This is a genomic window from Allobosea sp. NPDC003192 (assembly GCF_050275675.1).
GTDB lineage: Bacteria > Pseudomonadota > Alphaproteobacteria > Rhizobiales > Beijerinckiaceae > Allobosea.
In genome coordinates, this window is sequence record NZ_JBNNPK010000007.1 from 134,072 (window position 1) to 149,718 (window position 15,647).

Here is a 15,647-nt window from a genome sequence, read left to right on the forward strand (position 1 = left end):
CGACGCGAGTAAGGCTCGCGCGGCCAAACTTGGATAGCTTCGATGATCTGGCGTCAGCCAGGCCCGCCCTGCCGGCTCATTCCTGTGCCTCGTCGCGGCGCAGCTCGAAAGCCAGCATGGCTTCCGCCAATGCCTCGAGTTCGCGGTCCTTCTCCCTGCTGTCAGGGGCGGCATTGAGTTCGGCCACGCGCTGCTGCGCCTGCTCGTAGTCCTCATCGGTATGAACCGCGATCGGGTTCTTCATGATCCTGTTCCTTTCGGCCTGCACCGACGTTTCCGTGCAACCGGAGCGTCAACCCTCCATCCGAGATAGGGTTCCGCTTCCCCGGCCGCCAGCGACGCCGTGGTCTTCACCCCTCTCGCCCCCAATTGCGCAGTTGGCGGATCGTCGGCAGGGTCGGGCGCCTGCGCCAGAAAGTCAGGGCGAGATGGCCGGCGAAACCGATGATGAAGCCGGGGAGGGCAGCCCCGAGCGTGACCGTGACCAACCCCATGGCGCAGCCGCCGGAATCGCCCGGACCGCATTTCGGATCGAACAGCAGGACGGCCGCCACGATGGCTAAGGCAGCCAGCATGGAAAGCAGCATGCCGAGGCAACCGATCCAGATCGCCCGCAGCAGAATCCTCACCATGACGATCTCCCGGCCCTGTGCCATGGCAGAAGCCAGCGCTTCGTCGCCACAGGGCAGGGGCGCATCTTGCCCCGTTGGGCGCGAAGTCGTAAACGCCCCGCGGCTGGATCGGTCATGATCGCGCCCGAAAGGCGGGGCATGGGCCCGGCCGCATCCGGTTCGTGAAGCGCCCGCTCCCTGGTCACTGCCCGCAACCTCCGCGTTCCAGCCCTGCCGCGGCAAGGAGTATCGATGATCTCGCTCGGCTCCGGTCTCGACCGGCTCGCTAGCTTCGCCTCGGCGAGCCATCGGCGCGCGTGCCTGCTGCTGGTCCTTTTGTCGCTTGCCGCCTTCCTGCCCGGCTTTGCCAGCCTGCAACCCTTCGATCGCGATGAGCCGCGCTTCGCCCAGGCGAGCAAGCAGATGCTGGAGACGCGTGACTTCGTCGATATCCGGTTCCAGGACGAGGCCAGGCACAAGAAGCCGGTCGGCATCTACTGGCTGCAGGCGGCGAGCGTTGCCGCCGGTGAGGCGCTCGGCGTGCCGCAGGCGCGCACGACGATGTGGCTCTATCGATTGCCCTCGCTGATCGGCGCGATCGCGACCGTTCTCTTGACCTATTGGGCGCTGCTCGCCTTCGTCGGTACGCGCCTCGCCTTGCTCGGCGGGGCCCTGATGGCGGCTGCGGTGCTGCTCGGCGTCGAGGCCCGCTTCGCCAAGACCGATGCCTTGCTCGCCGCCTGCGCGGTCGCGACCATGGGCGCGCTCGCCCGTGCCTGGCTCGACTGGACGCGCTCGCTCGCCTTCGTGCCGAGCCGCTGGAACTGGCTGGTGTTCTGGTCGGCGACGGCGCTCGGACTGCTGCTCAAGGGGCCGATCGTGCCGATGGTCTGGGGGCTGGCGACGCTCGTTCTCGCTATCCGCGAGCGCTCGCTGCGCTGGTTCGCGCCGCTCCGTCCCGGCTTCGGCCTGCTGCTCTGTCTCGTCGTCGTGCTGCCCTGGTTCGTCGCCATCGCGGTGAAGACCGGCGGCGATTTCTTTGCCGAGAGCGTCGGCAAGGACATGCTCGCCAAGGTCGGGGAGGGGCAGGAGAAGCACTGGGGGCCGCCCGGCCTTTATCTGCTGCTGTTCTTCGGCACCTATTGGCCTTCGGCGGCGCTTGCCGCGATGGCGATCCCCTTCGCCTGGGTGAAGCGCCGCGAGCCGCAGATCCTGTTCCTGCTAGCCTGGATCGTGCCGTCCTGGCTCGTCTTCGAGGCCGTGCCGACCAAGCTGCCGCACTACGTGCTGCCGCTTTATCCCGCGATCACCGCACTGCTCCTGCTCGCTCTGGTCAATGGCGGGATCGACCGCTTCCGCCGTGGATCGGACCTGACCGCCTTCCTCGTGGTGCTGGTGCCGGCGGCGCTCGTCGGCGTGCTGCTCTACGGCACCTGGACGCTCGACAGGACCTTGCCCTGGCTCGCTCTGCCGCTGCTGGCGCTCGCGCTCCTCGTCGCTTTCCGCAGCTTCCTGGCCTTCCGGAAGGGCGCGTTCGAGGGCGCGCTCTGGCGCGGCGTGGTCGCGAGCCTGCTACTCGGCGCCGGCGTCTACGGCCTGGCTTCGCCGAGCCTGCGCGGCCTCAAGCTGTCGCCGCGGCTGGCCGAGGCGGTGCAGGCCGTGAGCTGCCGGAATCCACAGGTGATGACCGTCGGTTATCGCGAGCCGAGCCTCGTCTTCCTGGTCGGCACCGATCTGCGCATGGGCGCGGACGGCAGTGCCGCGGCCGGCTTCCTGCGCGAGCCCGGCTGCCGCGTCGCGCTGGTCGAGAGCCGCTTCCTCGACGGCTTCCGCCAGGGGCTCGCCGCCTCGGGGGCGACACCGCGGCTGCTGACCACGATCTCCGGTTTCAACCTCAATGGCGGCAGGCGCCTCGAGATGAGCGTCTATGTCCGCGAGTGATCGACGCTTGCTCCGCCGCGGCGCTTGACGCAGTTTGCGCGCCGCAATGCAGAAAGACTTGGAATCCGTGACCGAAATCGTGCCTTCAGACGGTCAGCCCCGGCTCAGCATCGTCGTGCCGGTGCGCAACGAACAGGGCAACATCGCCCCGCTCGTCCGCGACATCGAGGTCGCCTGCGCCGATATCGGCGTCTTCGAGCTGGTCTATGTCGATGACGGATCGAGCGACGGCACCGCCGCGGCGCTCGCCGACCTCGCCGTGACGCGGCCCTGGCTGCGGGTCGTGCGTCATGCCCAGTCCTGCGGCCAGTCGGCGGCTGTGCGCAGCGGGGTGAGGGCGGCGAGGGCGCCGATCGTCGCGACCCTCGACGGCGACGGCCAGAACGACCCCGCCTTCATCCCGGCGATGCTGGTGCAGCTCGAGGCGGCAGGGGCTTCGGTCGGCCTGGTCCAGGGCCAGCGGGTCGGGCGCAAGGATACCGGCTTCAAGCGCATGCAGTCGCGCATCGCCAACAAGGTCCGCGGCGCGATCCTGAAGGACGGCACGCGCGATACCGGCTGCGGCCTGAAATGTTTCCGCCGCGATGCCTATCTGGCGTTGCCCTATTTCGACGCGCTGCACCGCTTCATGCCGGCGCTCATGGTGCGCGAGGGCCTCGCCGTGCTGCATCACGACGTGCGCGATCGCCAGCGCCTGACCGGCGTCTCGAATTACGGTTTCTTCGACCGGCTCTGGGTCGGGATCCTCGATCTCGCCGGTGTCTGGTGGCTGATCCGGCGCCGCAAGCGCGTGCCGCAGATCGCGACGGAGGCGCGCTGATGCTCATCGATCTGCAGAACATGATCGGGAATTATTTCCACGACGTCTTCGTCAACAATGTCGACTGGTGGGTGCTGCTCGGCGTGGTCGCGCAGGGCCTCTTCACCATGCGCTTCGTGGTGCAGTGGCTCGCCAGCGAGAAGGCGCAGCGCTCGGTCGTGCCGATGACCTTCTGGTGGTTCTCGATCGGCGGCGGCATGCTGCTTCTGATCTATGCGCTCTACCGCCGCGATCCGGTCTTCATCCTCGGCCAGGGCTTCGGCGTGTTCGTCTACCTGCGCAACTTGCAGTTCGTGCTGCGGGCGAGGGCGCGCGGCGAGGACACGAACTCGGGTCCGGGCTGAGGCGGTCTTCGCCCGACGCCTCGGGATTTAGCTCGCTGCTCTGAGCCGGGCGAACCCGGCGTCGAGATCCTCCTTCAGGTCCTCGAGATCCTCGAGCCCGATATGCAGGCGGATCGTCGGGCCCTTGAAGCCGGGCTTGGTCGCGGTGCGGTAGGGCGTGCAGTCGAACGGCAGCACCAGGCTCTCATAGCCGCCCCAGGAGGCGCCCATGCCGAACAGGGCGAGCTCGTCGAGCATGGCGGCGACCGCCTTCATCGCCACCGGATGCAATTCGATCGCGAAGAGCGAGGAGGCGCCGGTGAAGTCACGCTTCCAGATGGCGTGGCCGGGATCGCTCGGCAGCGCCGGATGCAGCACGCGGGCGACCTCGGGACGGGCGGCGAGCCAGTTCGCCATCTCGATCCCAGCCGGCATCTGCTCCTTCAGCCTGACCGCCATGGTGCGGATGCCGCGCAGCGTCAGAAATGCGTCTTCCGGCGCGATGATCAGCCCGAGCGTCTCCCAGCTCTCGCGCAGACGTTTGTACAGCTCGGGCGTGCGGGCAGAGACGGTGCCGATCAGTACGTCGGAATGGCCGGCATAGTACTTGGTGCCGGCCTGGACCGAGAGGTCGACGCCGAACGCGTGTGCGTCGAAGAAGAGCGGCGTCGCCCAGGTGTTGTCCATCATCACCAGCACGTCTCGCGCATGCGCCGCCGCGACGATCGCCGGAATGTCCTGCATCTCGAAGGTCTGGGAACCCGGAGCCTCCGTCCACACGGCTTTGGTGTTGGGCTTGAACAGCGCGGCGATGTCGGCGCCGACCGCCGGATCGTAGTAGCTGACCTCGATGCCGTAGCGGGGCAGCATCCTGTCGCAGAAGATCCGCGTCGGGCGATAGACGCTGTCCGTCACCAGAAGGTGATCGCCGGCGGAGAGCATCGCCAGCATCGGCAGGGTGCAGGCGAGCAGGCCGGAGGGCACCACGACGGAGCCGGCGCCGCCCTCCATCGTGTTGACCGCCGCCAGCAGCGCGTCGATCGTCGGGTTGCCTTGCGTGCCATAGGTGTAGCGCGCCTTGCGGACCAGAAAGTCCTGCGTGTTCGGATAGACCACCGTCGAGCCGCGGACGATCGGCGGGTTGACGAAGCCGTAGCTGTCGGTCGGATCGCGGCCGGCGAGGGCAAGACGGGTCTTCTCGCGCAGCCGCGCGAATTCGGGCTTGGACAGCTTTTTCATGGGCCGGGAGACGTGTGCAGGCGAGATCAGGGTGGCGCGGGTTGTGGCCGCACTTGACCACCCCCCGAAAGTCGCATGTGATGCTGATCGTGAAAAGAGGCAGATATACCAGTCGCCCTTGCTTGACGCTCATGCATGGCTCTGGCAATCGGCCAGCGCCGAACTTCGCATAAGTTTTGGGCATCGAACGGGGCAGCAAGTCGCGACGATGCGAGGGGACCGGCACGTTCCGGCCGGCAGGCGCCGGCGGGGCCATCAACGGGAGACATCAAGATGAAGAAATTCATGGCAGCCGCGATCGCCGGGTTCGGCTTCGCGCTGGCTACGGCGAGCGCACAGGCGCAGGCGCCGCAGACGCTCAATCAGGTGAAGAGCCGCGGCATTCTGAACTGCGGCTCGAATACCGGCCTCGCCGGCTTCGGCGTGCCGGATGCGCAGGGCAACTGGAAGGGTCTCGACGTCGATTTCTGCCGCGCCATCGCGGCGACGGTGTTCAACGATCCGACCAAGGTGAAGTTCATCCCGCTCTCGGCCAAGGACCGCTTCACGGCCCTGCAGTCGGGCGAGGTCGACGTGCTCGTGCGCAACTCGACCTGGACGATGTCGCGCGACACGGCGCTCGGCCTGCAGTTCACCGGCGTGAACTACTATGACGGCCAGGGCTTCATGGTCCGCAAGAAGCTCGGCGTGACCTCGGCTCTGCAGCTCAACGGCGCCTCGGTCTGCACCCAGCAGGGCACCACCACCGAGCTCAACCTCGCCGACTTCTTCCGCGCCAACAACCTGAAGTACGAAGTCGTCGCCTTTGCGACCTCGGACGAGACGGTCAAGGCCTATGATTCCGGCCGCTGCGACGCCTTCACCACCGACGCTTCGGGCCTCTATGCCGAGCGCCTGAAGCTGACCGCGCCGGACGACCATATGGTCCTGCCCGAGATCATCTCGAAGGAGCCGCTCGGCCCGTCGACCCGCAACAACGACTCCCAGTGGTTCGGTCTGGTGAAGTGGGTCCACTACGCCATGCTGAACGCCGAGGAGCTCGGCGTGACCAAGGCGAATGTCGACGAGATGCTGAAGTCGAGCAATCCGGAGATCAAGCGCCTGCTCGGAACCGAGGGCAAGTTCGGCGAGAGCGTCGGTCTGACCGCCGATTGGGCCTACCGGATCATCAAGCACGTCGGCAATTACGGCGAGAGCTTCGAAAGCAATGTCGGCCAGGGCTCGCTGCTGAAGATCGCTCGCGGCCAGAACGCGCTGTGGACCAAGGGCGGGCTGCAATACGCCCCGCCGGTTCGCTAAACATTGAGCGGGGCGGGCGCCGGCGGCGTCCGCCCCGATTCTTTCCGGGAAACTGGACAAGGTGGGTTCGTAGGGCTGCATCCGGTCGCGCGCTCGCCCACCGACCGAGAACGGGACGAACCCGTTCCGCCAGACAGGGGATACGCATGATCAGGATCATCAGCGCGGCGCTCTTCGCCGTCGCGGCGGTATTCGGCTCCGCGAACGCGCAGGCGCAGCAGACCCTCGCTCAGATCAAGAGCAGGGGCGTTCTGAACTGCGGCTCGAATACCGGCCTGATCGGTTTCGGCGCCCCCGACGCGCAGGGCAACTGGAGCGGCCTCGACGTCGAGTATTGCCGTGCCATCGCCGCGGCGATCTTCAACGATCCGGCCAAGGTCAAGTTCGCCCCGCTCTCGGCCAATGACCGCTTCAAGGCGCTGCTGGCCGGTGACGTCGACGTGCTCGTGCGCAACTCGACCTGGACCATCACGAACGACACGCCGCCCGGCCTGCTCTTCACCAACGTCAACTATTATGACGGCCAGGGCCTGATGGTGCGCCGAAAGCTCGGCGTCATGTCGGTGATGCAGCTGGCCGGCGCCTCGATCTGCGTGCAGCGCGGCACCACGACCGAGCTCAACGTCGTCGACTATTTCAAAATCAACAATCTCAGGCACACCATCGTCGCTTTCGATACCGGGCCCGAGACGCTGAAGGCCTACGATGCCGGCCGCTGCGACGCCTTCACCACGGACGCCTCGTCCCTCTATTCCGAGCGCCTGAAGCTGACCACGCCGGACGATCATATGGTTCTCGTCGAGATCATCTCGAAGGAGCCGCTCGGCCCGCTCACCCGTGACAATGACCCGCAATGGTTCAAGTTGGTGCGCTGGGTCCATTTCGCCATGCTGAACGCCGAGGAACTCGGCGTGACCAAGGCGAATGTCGACCAGATGCGGGGATCGACCAATCCGGAGATCAAGCGCCTGCTCGGCGTCGACGGCAAGTTCGGAGAGGGGCTCGGCCTGAGCAATGACTGGGCCTACAGGATCGTCAAGCATGTCGGCAATTACGGCGAGAGCTTCGAGCGCACCGTCGGCAGCCGCTCGGTGCTGAGGATGTCGCGTGGCCAGAACGCGCTCTGGACCAAGGGGGGATTGCAGTACGCGCCTCCGATCCGGTGAGGTTCCGGCGCGGTAAGCGCTGACGTGTCGGGCCAGCGGCTTTTGTCGGCGAGAAAGAGAGAGGAGATGGCGGCCGGTGGGGACTGGCCTAGGGCTTGCTAGCTAATCGAGAGCGGGAGAACCGCTCCGCCAAACAGGGGACAGAACAACCATGAAACAAGTCATTGGCGCGGCGTTCATCGCCGTCACGGCTGCCATATGCGCAAGCGGAGCATCGGCTCAGTCGCCTACTCTGGCACAGGTCAAGAACCGCGGTATCTTGCACTGCGGCTCGGGAACCGGTCTCGCCGGGTTCGGTATCCCCGATCAGCAGGGCAACTGGACCGGCATGGACGTGGACGTCTGCCGCGCCGTCGCCTCGGCGATCTTCAACGATCCGGCCAAGGTCAAATTCATTCCGCTCTCGGCCAAGGACCGCTTCACCTCGCTGCAATCGGGCGAGGTCGATCTTCTCTCGCGTACGACGACTTGGACGATCTCGCGCGATACCGCGCTGGGGTTGAATTTTGCTGGCGTCAACTACTATGACGGCCAGGGCTTCATGGTGCGCAAGAAGCTCGGTATCGATTCCGTGCTGAAGCTCGCCGGCGCTTCGATCTGCACCCAGCAGGGGACCACGACCGAGCTCAACCTCGCCGACTATTTTCGCAGCAACAACATCAAGTACGAGGTTGTCGCCTTCGCCTCCAACCAGGAAACGGTCAAAGCCTATGAGTCCGGCCGCTGTGACGCATTCACCACCGACGCCTCGGGCCTCTATGCCGAGCGCCTGACGCTCTCGAATCCCGAAGATCACATGGTGTTGCCGGAGATCATCTCGAAGGAGCCGCTCGGCCCCGTTGTCCGCCACGGCGACGATGTCTGGCTCGATATCGTCAAATGGTCGCTCTTCGCCATGATCAATGCCGAGGAGCTGGGCATCACGAAGGCGAATGCCGATCAGATGCTCAAATCCGAGAATCCCGAGATCAAGCGTTTCGTCGGGACGGAAGGCAAGTTCGGCGAGCCGATGGGCCTGACCAACGATTGGGCCTACCGGATCATCAAGCATGTCGGCAATTACGGCGAGAGTTTCGAGCGCAATGTCGGCTCTGGCTCGCTCCTCAAGATTGCGCGCGGCCAGAATGCGCTCTGGAGCAAGGGCGGGCTGCAATACGCGCCGCCGATCCGTTGAGAAACGCCGATGCACGGCCGGGGCCGCGCATCATTCATTGAAGCTGTCTTGTTCCGGCGAACCGGATAACAATACCGGCCGGCAGCGCTTCGTTCAGGGTCGCTGCCGGACCCGCGGTCGCCAACACTCAGAAGGGCGTCAGACGTGTCGACTACTTCCGCAGAGGTCAAGCCGGGCAAAGCCTCGCTGCTCTACGACCCGAAAATCCGGGGCTATTTCTATCAGATCCTGCTGCTCGCAGTGGTAGGCTTCCTGATCTGGTCCGCGGCCTCGAACGCGATCGAGAACCTGCGGGCTCAGAAGATCGCCTCCGGCTTCGGCTTCTGGCACAACGCTTCCGGATTCGATATCAACCAGAAGCTGATCCCCTACGACGCCTCGAGCGGCACCTATGGCCGTGCCTTCTGGGTCGGCCTGCTCAACACGCTGCTCGTCGCCTCGATCGGCATCGTGCTCTCGACCTTCCTCGGCTTCTTTGTCGGCGTCGCGCGGCTATCGAGCAACTGGATCGTGTCGAAGATCGCGATGATCTATGTCGAGGTCATTCGCAACGTGCCGCTGCTGCTGCAGCTGTTCTTCTGGTACAATGCGGTGCTGAAGCCGCTGCCCAATCCGCGCCAGTCGATCGAGCTGCCGGCCGGCGCGCTGCTCAACAATCGCGGCCTCTACATCCCCGACCCGCAATTCGGTCCCGGCGGCAACCTGATCATCTGGGCGTTCCTGATCGGTCTCGTCGCGACCTTCGTCTTCCGCTCCTGGGCCCGCAAGCAGCAGGCCGCGACCGGCAGGCAATACCCGATCGGCTGGGTGGCTTTCGGCCTGATCGTGATCCTGCCGACGCTGGTCTACTTCGTCACCGGCCGGCCGATCACCTTCGTCTATCCCGAGCTTGCCGGCTTCAACCTGCGCGGCGGCATCCAGATCTTCCCGGAGTTCGTCGCGCTGCTGATCGGCCTCACGACCTACACCGCCGGCTTCATCGCCGAAGTGGTCCGTGCCGGCATCCTCGCCGTTTCGAAGGGGCAGACCGAGGCGGCCAATGCGCTCGGCCTGAGGGCCGGGCCGACGCTGAAGCTCGTGGTCATCCCTCAGGCGATGCGCGTGATCATCCCGCCGCTGACCTCGAACTATCTCAACCTGACCAAGAACTCTTCGCTCGCGGTCGCGATCGGCTACCCCGACCTGGTCCAGGTTTTCACGGGAACCGTGCTGAATCAGACCGGCCAGGCCGTCGAGGTCGTCGCCATCACCATGGCGGTCTACCTGACCATCTCGTTGGTCACGTCTCTGTTCATGAACATCTACAACAAGCGCATGGCGCTGGTGGAACGGTGAGGGCGCCCCGATGACCGACGCAACCACCGAAATGGCTCCCTACGCCTTCGTCCGCAAGGAAACTCTGGAACAGCAGCCGGCGCCGCTCTCGGTCGCCGGACCGCTCGCCTGGGTCAGGCAGCACCTGCTCTCCAGCCCGCTCAACATCGCGCTGACGCTGGTCTGCGTGTACCTCGTGGTCGACACCGTCCCGGGGATGATCCGCTTCTATTTCCTGGACGCGGTGTGGACCGGCGCCAACCGCGACGCCTGCCTTGCCGACAAGGTCGGCCGGCCGGTCGGCGCCTGCTGGGCCTATATCGCCGACCGCTTCCAGTACTTCATCTACGGCTCCTATCCCATCAACCAGCGCTGGCGGGTCAACATCGTCTTCGTGATGTTCGCGCTCGGCGTTGCCTGGCTGCTGTGGACGAATGCGCCGAAGAAGAAACTCGGCATCTTCTTCTTCTTCGTGCTGCTGCCGATCTCGGCCTATGTGCTGCTGCTCGGCGGCCCGGGCGCCGAGCGCTTCCTCGGCATCTGCATGACGCTGACCCTGGCGCTCGCGGCGCTCTACGTCATCCTGTCCTTCGTGCCGCAGCTCGTCCGTTTCTATATCGGTGAGGCCGCGCTCGGCGTCGTCGAACAGCTTCCGGTCTGGAAACGTTTCTTCGGGCCGAAGCAGCTCGTCCTGTTCGCCCTCGTCGTTTTCGGCTTCCTCACCCTGCTGGCGAACGGTCCCGGCTTGCCCCGGGTCGACACCGGCCTCTGGGGCGGCGTGACCGTGACCTTCCTGATCGCGGCTGTCGGCATCGTCTTCTCGTTGCCGCTGGGCGTGGTCCTGGCGCTGGGCCGACGCTCCAAGCTGCCGATCATCCAGCTGCTCTCGGTGATCTTCATCGAGTTCGTCCGCGGCGTGCCGCTGATCACTGTGCTGTTCATGGCCAACACCATGCTGCCGCTGTTCGTGCCGCAGGAGTATTCGCCGGACCGGTTGCTGCGTCCGCTTGTCGGCGTCGCGCTCTTCGCCGCCGCCTATATGGCGGAGGTGGTGCGCGGCGGTCTGCAGGCGATGCCGAAGGGTCAGTACGAGGGCGCGATGTCGCTCGGCCTCGGTTACTGGAGCATGATGCGGCTGATCATCCTGCCGCAGGCGCTGCGCATCGTGATCCCGGGCATCGTCAACACCTTCATCGGGCTGTTCAAGGATACGACGCTGGTCACCATCGTCGGCATCTTCGACTTCCTGCGCACCATCGAGGCGACGCTGGTCGATCCGACCTGGGCGACGCCGACGACCCGCTCGACGGGCTATGCTTTCGCTGCGATTTTCTATTTCCTGTGTTGCTGGGGCATGTCGCGCTACTCGATCGCTGTCGAGAAGCGGCTCGCCGCCGGCCAGAAGCGTTGAGGGGATAAAAAGATGTCCATGGCAGAAACCACCAGCTCGCGTCCGGCGGCCCTGAAACCGACAGCGCTCAACACCGCCACCGCCGTCGAGATGATCGGCGTCAACAAGTGGTATGGCGAATTCCATGTGCTGCGCGACGTGAACCTCAAGGTCTCGCGCGGCGAGAAGCTGGTCATCTGCGGCCCGTCCGGTTCGGGCAAGTCGACGATGATCCGCTGCATCAACCGGCTTGAGGAGCACCAGAAGGGCCAGATCGTCGTAGACGGAACCGAGCTGACCAACGACCTCAAGAAGATCGACGAGATCCGCCGCGACGTCGGCATGGTCTTCCAGCACTTCAACCTGTTCCCGCACCTGACCATTCTCGAAAACCTGACGCTGGCGCCGATCTGGGTGAAGAAGATGCCCAAGAAGGATGCCGAGGAGATCGCGATGCACTATCTCAAGCGCGTCAAGATCCCCGAGCAGGCGAGTAAATACCCCGGCCAGCTCTCTGGCGGCCAACAGCAGCGCGTGGCGATTGCCCGCTCGTTGTGCATGAGCCCGAAGATCATGCTGTTCGACGAGCCGACCTCGGCGCTCGACCCGGAAATGGTCAAGGAGGTGCTCGACACCATGGTCTCGCTGGCCGACGAGGGCATGACCATGCTCTGCGTCACCCACGAGATGGGCTTCGCCCGCCAGGTTGCCGACCGGGTGATCTTCATGGACGCCGGCCAGATCGTCGAGATGAACGAGCCGAACGAGTTCTTCAAGAACCCGCAGCACGAGCGCACCAAGCTCTTCCTCAGCCAGATCCTGCACTGATCAGATCGAGTTATCCTTCTGCGACGGCGCCCCTCGCGGGCGCCGTTTGCGTTTAGGCGGTCCGCCGGACGCGAGCCGTTGGGTTGGTCGAGGCTGTGCCCATGAACGGTGCGGCCGACCCACGCAAATCGTCGAAATCGCGGTGTCCGGATTCTCGCGCCGTTTCCGTTTTCCTGATCAGAGCGGACGCATGGGGCGTTCGGTCGACTCTAGGAGGCGACAATGCAGGTCATCTGGTATCCCTACGGCAAGCTGCTGAACGGCACCGCCGGCAATGATTCGATCGATGGCGACTGGATCGGCGGTCAGCGCAATTCCGTCCTCGACAATCTCATCCAGGGCAACGGCGGCATCGACCAATTGCGCGGCGGCGAAGGCAACGACACCGTCAGGGCCGGCGGCAACAATGGCACCTGGGCCGGCGGCTCCGGCAGCAGCCAGGGCAACAATACCTATCTCGCCGGCGGCAACGGCAACGACCTGCTCGTGATCGAGAGGAGCGCCCAGGGCGGCCATCTCAACAAGGGCGGCAGCTTCGAGATGGACGGCGGCGCCGGCGCGGACAAGCTCATCGCCGAGAAGGGCTCCTTCGTGAAGATGCAGGACTACAGCGACGAGCGCGACGTCTTCGTCTTCGGCGACGAGTTCACCGGCACCGGCGAGGTCTGGGGCTTCGACAAGGGCATCGACAAGCTCGAGTTCTGGGGCGGCAACTGGTCCTATGACCGCAACCAGTCGACAAGCTCGAACAGCGTCTTCACCAACACCGAGGGCGGAAAGGTCACCGTCTACGGCATCGGCGGCGACGCTGCGGCCGATCGTGACGGAACCGACCTCAGCACGATCCAGCACTGGGGTTCCTACCAGCAGTTCGAGAACAATCAGGGGCCCGGATACGGCATCGACGTTCTCTTCGGGTAGGAGCGCAGCCCTGACTGTGCGGGAGTGTGCGCTTCCATCGGCGTGGATTGAAGTCGGCTCGCGCTCACAAAGGACGGAACCTTTGCCGGCCCGCATCGTTGCTTTCCCCAACAATGGAGGAAAACCCGATGAAACTGCTTGCTTCGACCCTCGCTGCGGGCCTGCTGCTCGCCGGCTCCGGCGCTTTCGCGCAGTCCGTGGATATCGGGCCGGGCGGCGTCAGGATCGACCCGCGCACGCCGCATCAGCGCGCGATGGATCGCGAGGATCGCTGGCGCGAGCGTGATCGCTGGGAGCGCCGCCGGGCCTATCGCGCCGAGCGCGATTGCCGCACCGAAACGCGGATTCGCGAGACCCCGCGCGGGGAAATCCGTCGCACGGTACGCGTCTGCGACTAGAGCATTTTCAAGCGAAGTGGACACCGGTTCCCGTGAAGAAAATGCGATAAACGATGGTCTATCCGTGAGTTGAGTTCAGTCTAGTCGTGTCTGCGAGACCGCCGCACCCAGTCGGTGTGGCGGTCTTGTTTTGCCGGCAGGGTCACTTGGCGTTGCGCGCCTTCACGGCCTGGTCTGGAAAATCGGAGAACAATCCGTCGATGCCGAGCGCCAGATAGGCCTTGTACTCGGCTGCCGAGTCACCCTTGAAATCGGAGACGAGGCGCTTGGGCTCGCTGCGGAAGGTCCAGGTGTGGACGAAAAGCCCGGCCGCATGGGCGTTCTTGACAACGTCGGTCGGCGGCAGCAGCACCCGGTCGCGCTCGTCGATCGCGCCATCGCCGTTGAGATCGCGCGGCTTGCCGTCGTCGCCAAGCATCTGCTTGGCCGGCATCAGATAGGGCTTCCAGGGGCCGACGCCGTCGGCATAGGTCTTGATCTCTTTCAGCCCCTCGGCCGTGACGAGATCCTTGAAAGTGCGCTTGTCGCCGGTGACGACGAAATCATAGGGCTTGTCGAACGGAGCGGCGAGCACGATGCCGCCATCCTTATCGACATCGTCGGCGTCGACGAGCTGGATCAGGCGAAGCTGCGTCTTGCCGCGCAGATATTTGAGGTTCGCCGTCTCGAAGCTCTGGATGAATACCGGCGAGGTCTTTTCGCTCCAGCCGGCCGCCTTCAATTGGTCGAGCAGCTTGTCCTCGATCGCAAGGCCTAAGGCCGAATGATAGGTCGAGTGCTTGATCTCGGGGTAGATGCCGATCGTGCGGCCGGTGCGGGCGCTCTCGGCCTTGGCGAGGTCGATCACCTGCTGCAGCGTCGGAATCTCATATTTGCCGTTATGCGACTGGTCGCGGTCGGCGAAAGCCTGCTTGGCGCGCAGCGTCTTGAGCTCGGCGAGCGTGAAATCGGAGGCGAACCAGTCGCTGGTGTCGACGCCGTCGACCTTGCGTGTGGTCTTGCGCGCGGCGAATTCGGGGCGGGTCGAGACGTCGGTGGTGCCCGATAGCATCGGCTCGTGGCGGACGACGAGGTGGCCGTCCCTGGTCGAGACGAGGTCGGGCTCGATGAAGTCGGCGCCCTGCTCGATCGCGAGCTTGTAGCCTTCGAGCGTGTGCTCGGGCAGGTAGCCGCTGGCGCCGCGGTGGGCAACGATCAAGGCCGGCTTGCCGTCGAGGGTGGGGGCCGGGCTCTGCGCCTGTACGGCCGGAGCCTGGAGAGCCAATGCGGTGAGAAGCGATGTCGAGAGAAGGAGGTTCTTTATCATGATTTGACCTAGTCTCGCGGAAATGCGCGCGACCTTAAGGCACCGGATATGACACGGCCATGAAAACCCGCGCTCGGATTCGAGGAAAGTGTCGTGGCTCTCGCCCGGATTGAGGAGGCCGGAATCAGGTAAGGTGCCGGTTCGTACGCCACTCGAATTTCGGCGCTGCAAACAGAAGCAGACCGACACCTTCCGCAGGCTGGCCGGGTTTCGAACGAGCAGAGAGATCATGGCTGAACGACGATATGGCGAACCTGTCCCCGAGACGGTCGAAACGATTGCCGGCGCGGACTGGTATGGCGACGAGCTCGACCGGCGACGCTTTCAAAGCACGCTGTTTGCCGAGCTCGATCTGAGCGAGGCCCGGGACACCGGCTGCGTTTTCAAGGACTGCACCTTTCGCCGGGCGCGCTTCAACGGCTCCAAGCATCACAGCGCGGCGTTCGTGAATTGCACCTTCATCGCGTGCAATTTCTTCGACGCGAGCTTCACGGAATGCAAACTCGTAGGAAGCATGTTCGACGGCTGTCAGTTCGACAGCATGCAGGTCGTCGATGGAGACTGGTCCTTCGTCGGCCTGCCCGGAGCGGATTTGCGGAAAGCGCGCTTCCGCGGCACCCGCATGCGGGAGGCAGACCTGACCGGCGCGCGCTGCCAGGATGGCTCGATCCGGGAGGTCGATTTGTCCGGAGCCTGGCTGCACAGCGCCGATTTTTCGAACTGTGACCTGCGAGGAAGCGATCTGAGTGCGCTGGAGCCCGCCAATACCCAGCTCGGCGGCGCGATCATCACGATCGACCAGACGATTGTCATCGCCAGGGCCTTGGGCCTCGACGTTCGCAGAAAGTGAGCACTGCCTGAGCGCGCTTGCTCAGATTCCCCACTCTGCAATCCCGCCAAGAGAAAGCCCACCCCGG

The 15,647-nt window shown here is 64.8% G+C and carries 16 protein-coding genes; 12 read left to right on the forward strand and 4 right to left on the reverse strand.

Features of this window, described 5'->3' with window-relative positions; all coding sequences use genetic code 11:
* Positions 1-76: 76 nt before the first annotated feature.
* Both ACQKLX_RS12010 and ACQKLX_RS12015 read right to left on the reverse strand, forming a co-directional pair.
* Entirely contained in the window at positions 77-244 is a 168-nt protein-coding gene (locus ACQKLX_RS12010) for a hypothetical protein (protein ID WP_427361805.1), read from the reverse strand.
* Positions 245-350: 106 nt separating this feature from the next.
* Complete coding sequence (locus tag ACQKLX_RS12015; protein WP_427361806.1) at positions 351-632, reverse strand: hypothetical protein; 282 nt, start codon at positions 630-632, stop codon at positions 351-353.
* A gap of 231 nt (positions 633-863) precedes the next feature.
* Here ACQKLX_RS12015 and ACQKLX_RS12020 point away from each other — a divergent pair, with 231 nt between their 5' ends.
* The 3 genes from ACQKLX_RS12020 to ACQKLX_RS12030 all read left to right on the forward strand — a co-directional run bounded on the left by ACQKLX_RS12020 (position 864) and on the right by ACQKLX_RS12030 (position 3,716).
* A complete protein-coding gene (locus ACQKLX_RS12020; RefSeq protein WP_427361807.1) occupies positions 864-2,552 on the forward strand; it encodes an ArnT family glycosyltransferase in 1,689 nt (562 codons plus the stop codon).
* A 67-nt stretch (positions 2,553-2,619) separates the two neighbouring features.
* Positions 2,620-3,372, forward strand: a complete 753-nt coding sequence (locus tag ACQKLX_RS12025) for a glycosyltransferase family 2 protein (RefSeq protein WP_427361918.1) — start codon at positions 2,620-2,622, stop codon at positions 3,370-3,372.
* Positions 3,372-3,716, forward strand: a complete 345-nt coding sequence (locus ACQKLX_RS12030) for a lipid-A-disaccharide synthase N-terminal domain-containing protein (RefSeq protein ID WP_427361808.1) — start codon at positions 3,372-3,374, stop codon at positions 3,714-3,716. The genes ACQKLX_RS12025 and ACQKLX_RS12030 overlap by 1 nt, the downstream gene beginning before the upstream one ends.
* A gap of 27 nt (positions 3,717-3,743) precedes the next feature.
* On the opposite strand, the gene metC is transcribed toward ACQKLX_RS12030, so the two are convergent.
* Entirely contained in the window at positions 3,744-4,934 is a 1,191-nt protein-coding gene (metC, locus tag ACQKLX_RS12035) for a cystathionine beta-lyase (RefSeq protein WP_427361809.1), read from the reverse strand.
* 273 nt (positions 4,935-5,207) lie between these two features.
* On the opposite strand from metC, the gene ACQKLX_RS12040 reads away from it, so the two are divergent.
* The 8 genes from ACQKLX_RS12040 (at position 5,208) to ACQKLX_RS12075 (ending at position 13,424) form a co-directional block, all read left to right on the forward strand.
* On the forward strand, positions 5,208-6,233 hold the full coding sequence (locus tag ACQKLX_RS12040; RefSeq protein ID WP_427361810.1) for an amino acid ABC transporter substrate-binding protein: 1,026 nt from the start codon (positions 5,208-5,210) through the stop codon (positions 6,231-6,233).
* A 146-nt stretch (positions 6,234-6,379) separates the two neighbouring features.
* Positions 6,380-7,399, forward strand: coding sequence for an amino acid ABC transporter substrate-binding protein (locus ACQKLX_RS12045; protein ID WP_427361811.1), 1,020 nt, complete (start codon positions 6,380-6,382; stop codon positions 7,397-7,399).
* 151 nt (positions 7,400-7,550) lie between these two features.
* Positions 7,551-8,573: an amino acid ABC transporter substrate-binding protein gene (locus ACQKLX_RS12050; RefSeq protein ID WP_427361812.1), complete on the forward strand. Its 1,023-nt coding sequence runs from the start codon at positions 7,551-7,553 to the stop codon at positions 8,571-8,573.
* 144 nt (positions 8,574-8,717) lie between these two features.
* The gene (locus ACQKLX_RS12055; RefSeq protein ID WP_427361813.1) at positions 8,718-9,908 is read left to right on the forward strand and encodes an amino acid ABC transporter permease; all 1,191 of its coding nucleotides are present in this window, start codon (positions 8,718-8,720) and stop codon (positions 9,906-9,908) included.
* Positions 9,909-9,918: 10 nt separating this feature from the next.
* Positions 9,919-11,298 carry an amino acid ABC transporter permease gene (locus ACQKLX_RS12060; RefSeq protein WP_427361814.1) on the forward strand — a complete coding sequence of 460 codons (1,380 nt, stop codon included), beginning with the start codon at positions 9,919-9,921 and terminating at the stop codon, positions 11,296-11,298.
* 18 nt (positions 11,299-11,316) lie between these two features.
* Positions 11,317-12,105 carry an amino acid ABC transporter ATP-binding protein gene (locus ACQKLX_RS12065; protein ID WP_427361919.1) on the forward strand — a complete coding sequence of 263 codons (789 nt, stop codon included), beginning with the start codon at positions 11,317-11,319 and terminating at the stop codon, positions 12,103-12,105.
* A gap of 222 nt (positions 12,106-12,327) precedes the next feature.
* Positions 12,328-13,026, forward strand: coding sequence for a hypothetical protein (locus ACQKLX_RS12070; protein ID WP_427361815.1), 699 nt, complete (start codon positions 12,328-12,330; stop codon positions 13,024-13,026).
* Between the two features lie 128 nt (positions 13,027-13,154).
* Entirely contained in the window at positions 13,155-13,424 is a 270-nt protein-coding gene (locus ACQKLX_RS12075) for a hypothetical protein (RefSeq protein WP_126112072.1), read from the forward strand.
* A gap of 142 nt (positions 13,425-13,566) precedes the next feature.
* Here ACQKLX_RS12075 and ACQKLX_RS12080 read toward each other — a convergent pair whose 3' ends face one another.
* Positions 13,567-14,730 carry a glycerophosphodiester phosphodiesterase gene (locus ACQKLX_RS12080; protein ID WP_427361816.1) on the reverse strand — a complete coding sequence of 388 codons (1,164 nt, stop codon included), beginning with the start codon at positions 14,728-14,730 and terminating at the stop codon, positions 13,567-13,569.
* A gap of 133 nt (positions 14,731-14,863) precedes the next feature.
* Here ACQKLX_RS12080 and ACQKLX_RS12085 point away from each other — a divergent pair, with 133 nt between their 5' ends.
* The gene (locus tag ACQKLX_RS12085) at positions 14,864-15,580 is read left to right on the forward strand and encodes a pentapeptide repeat-containing protein (protein WP_427361817.1); all 717 of its coding nucleotides are present in this window, start codon (positions 14,864-14,866) and stop codon (positions 15,578-15,580) included.
* Positions 15,581-15,647 lie beyond the last annotated feature (67 nt).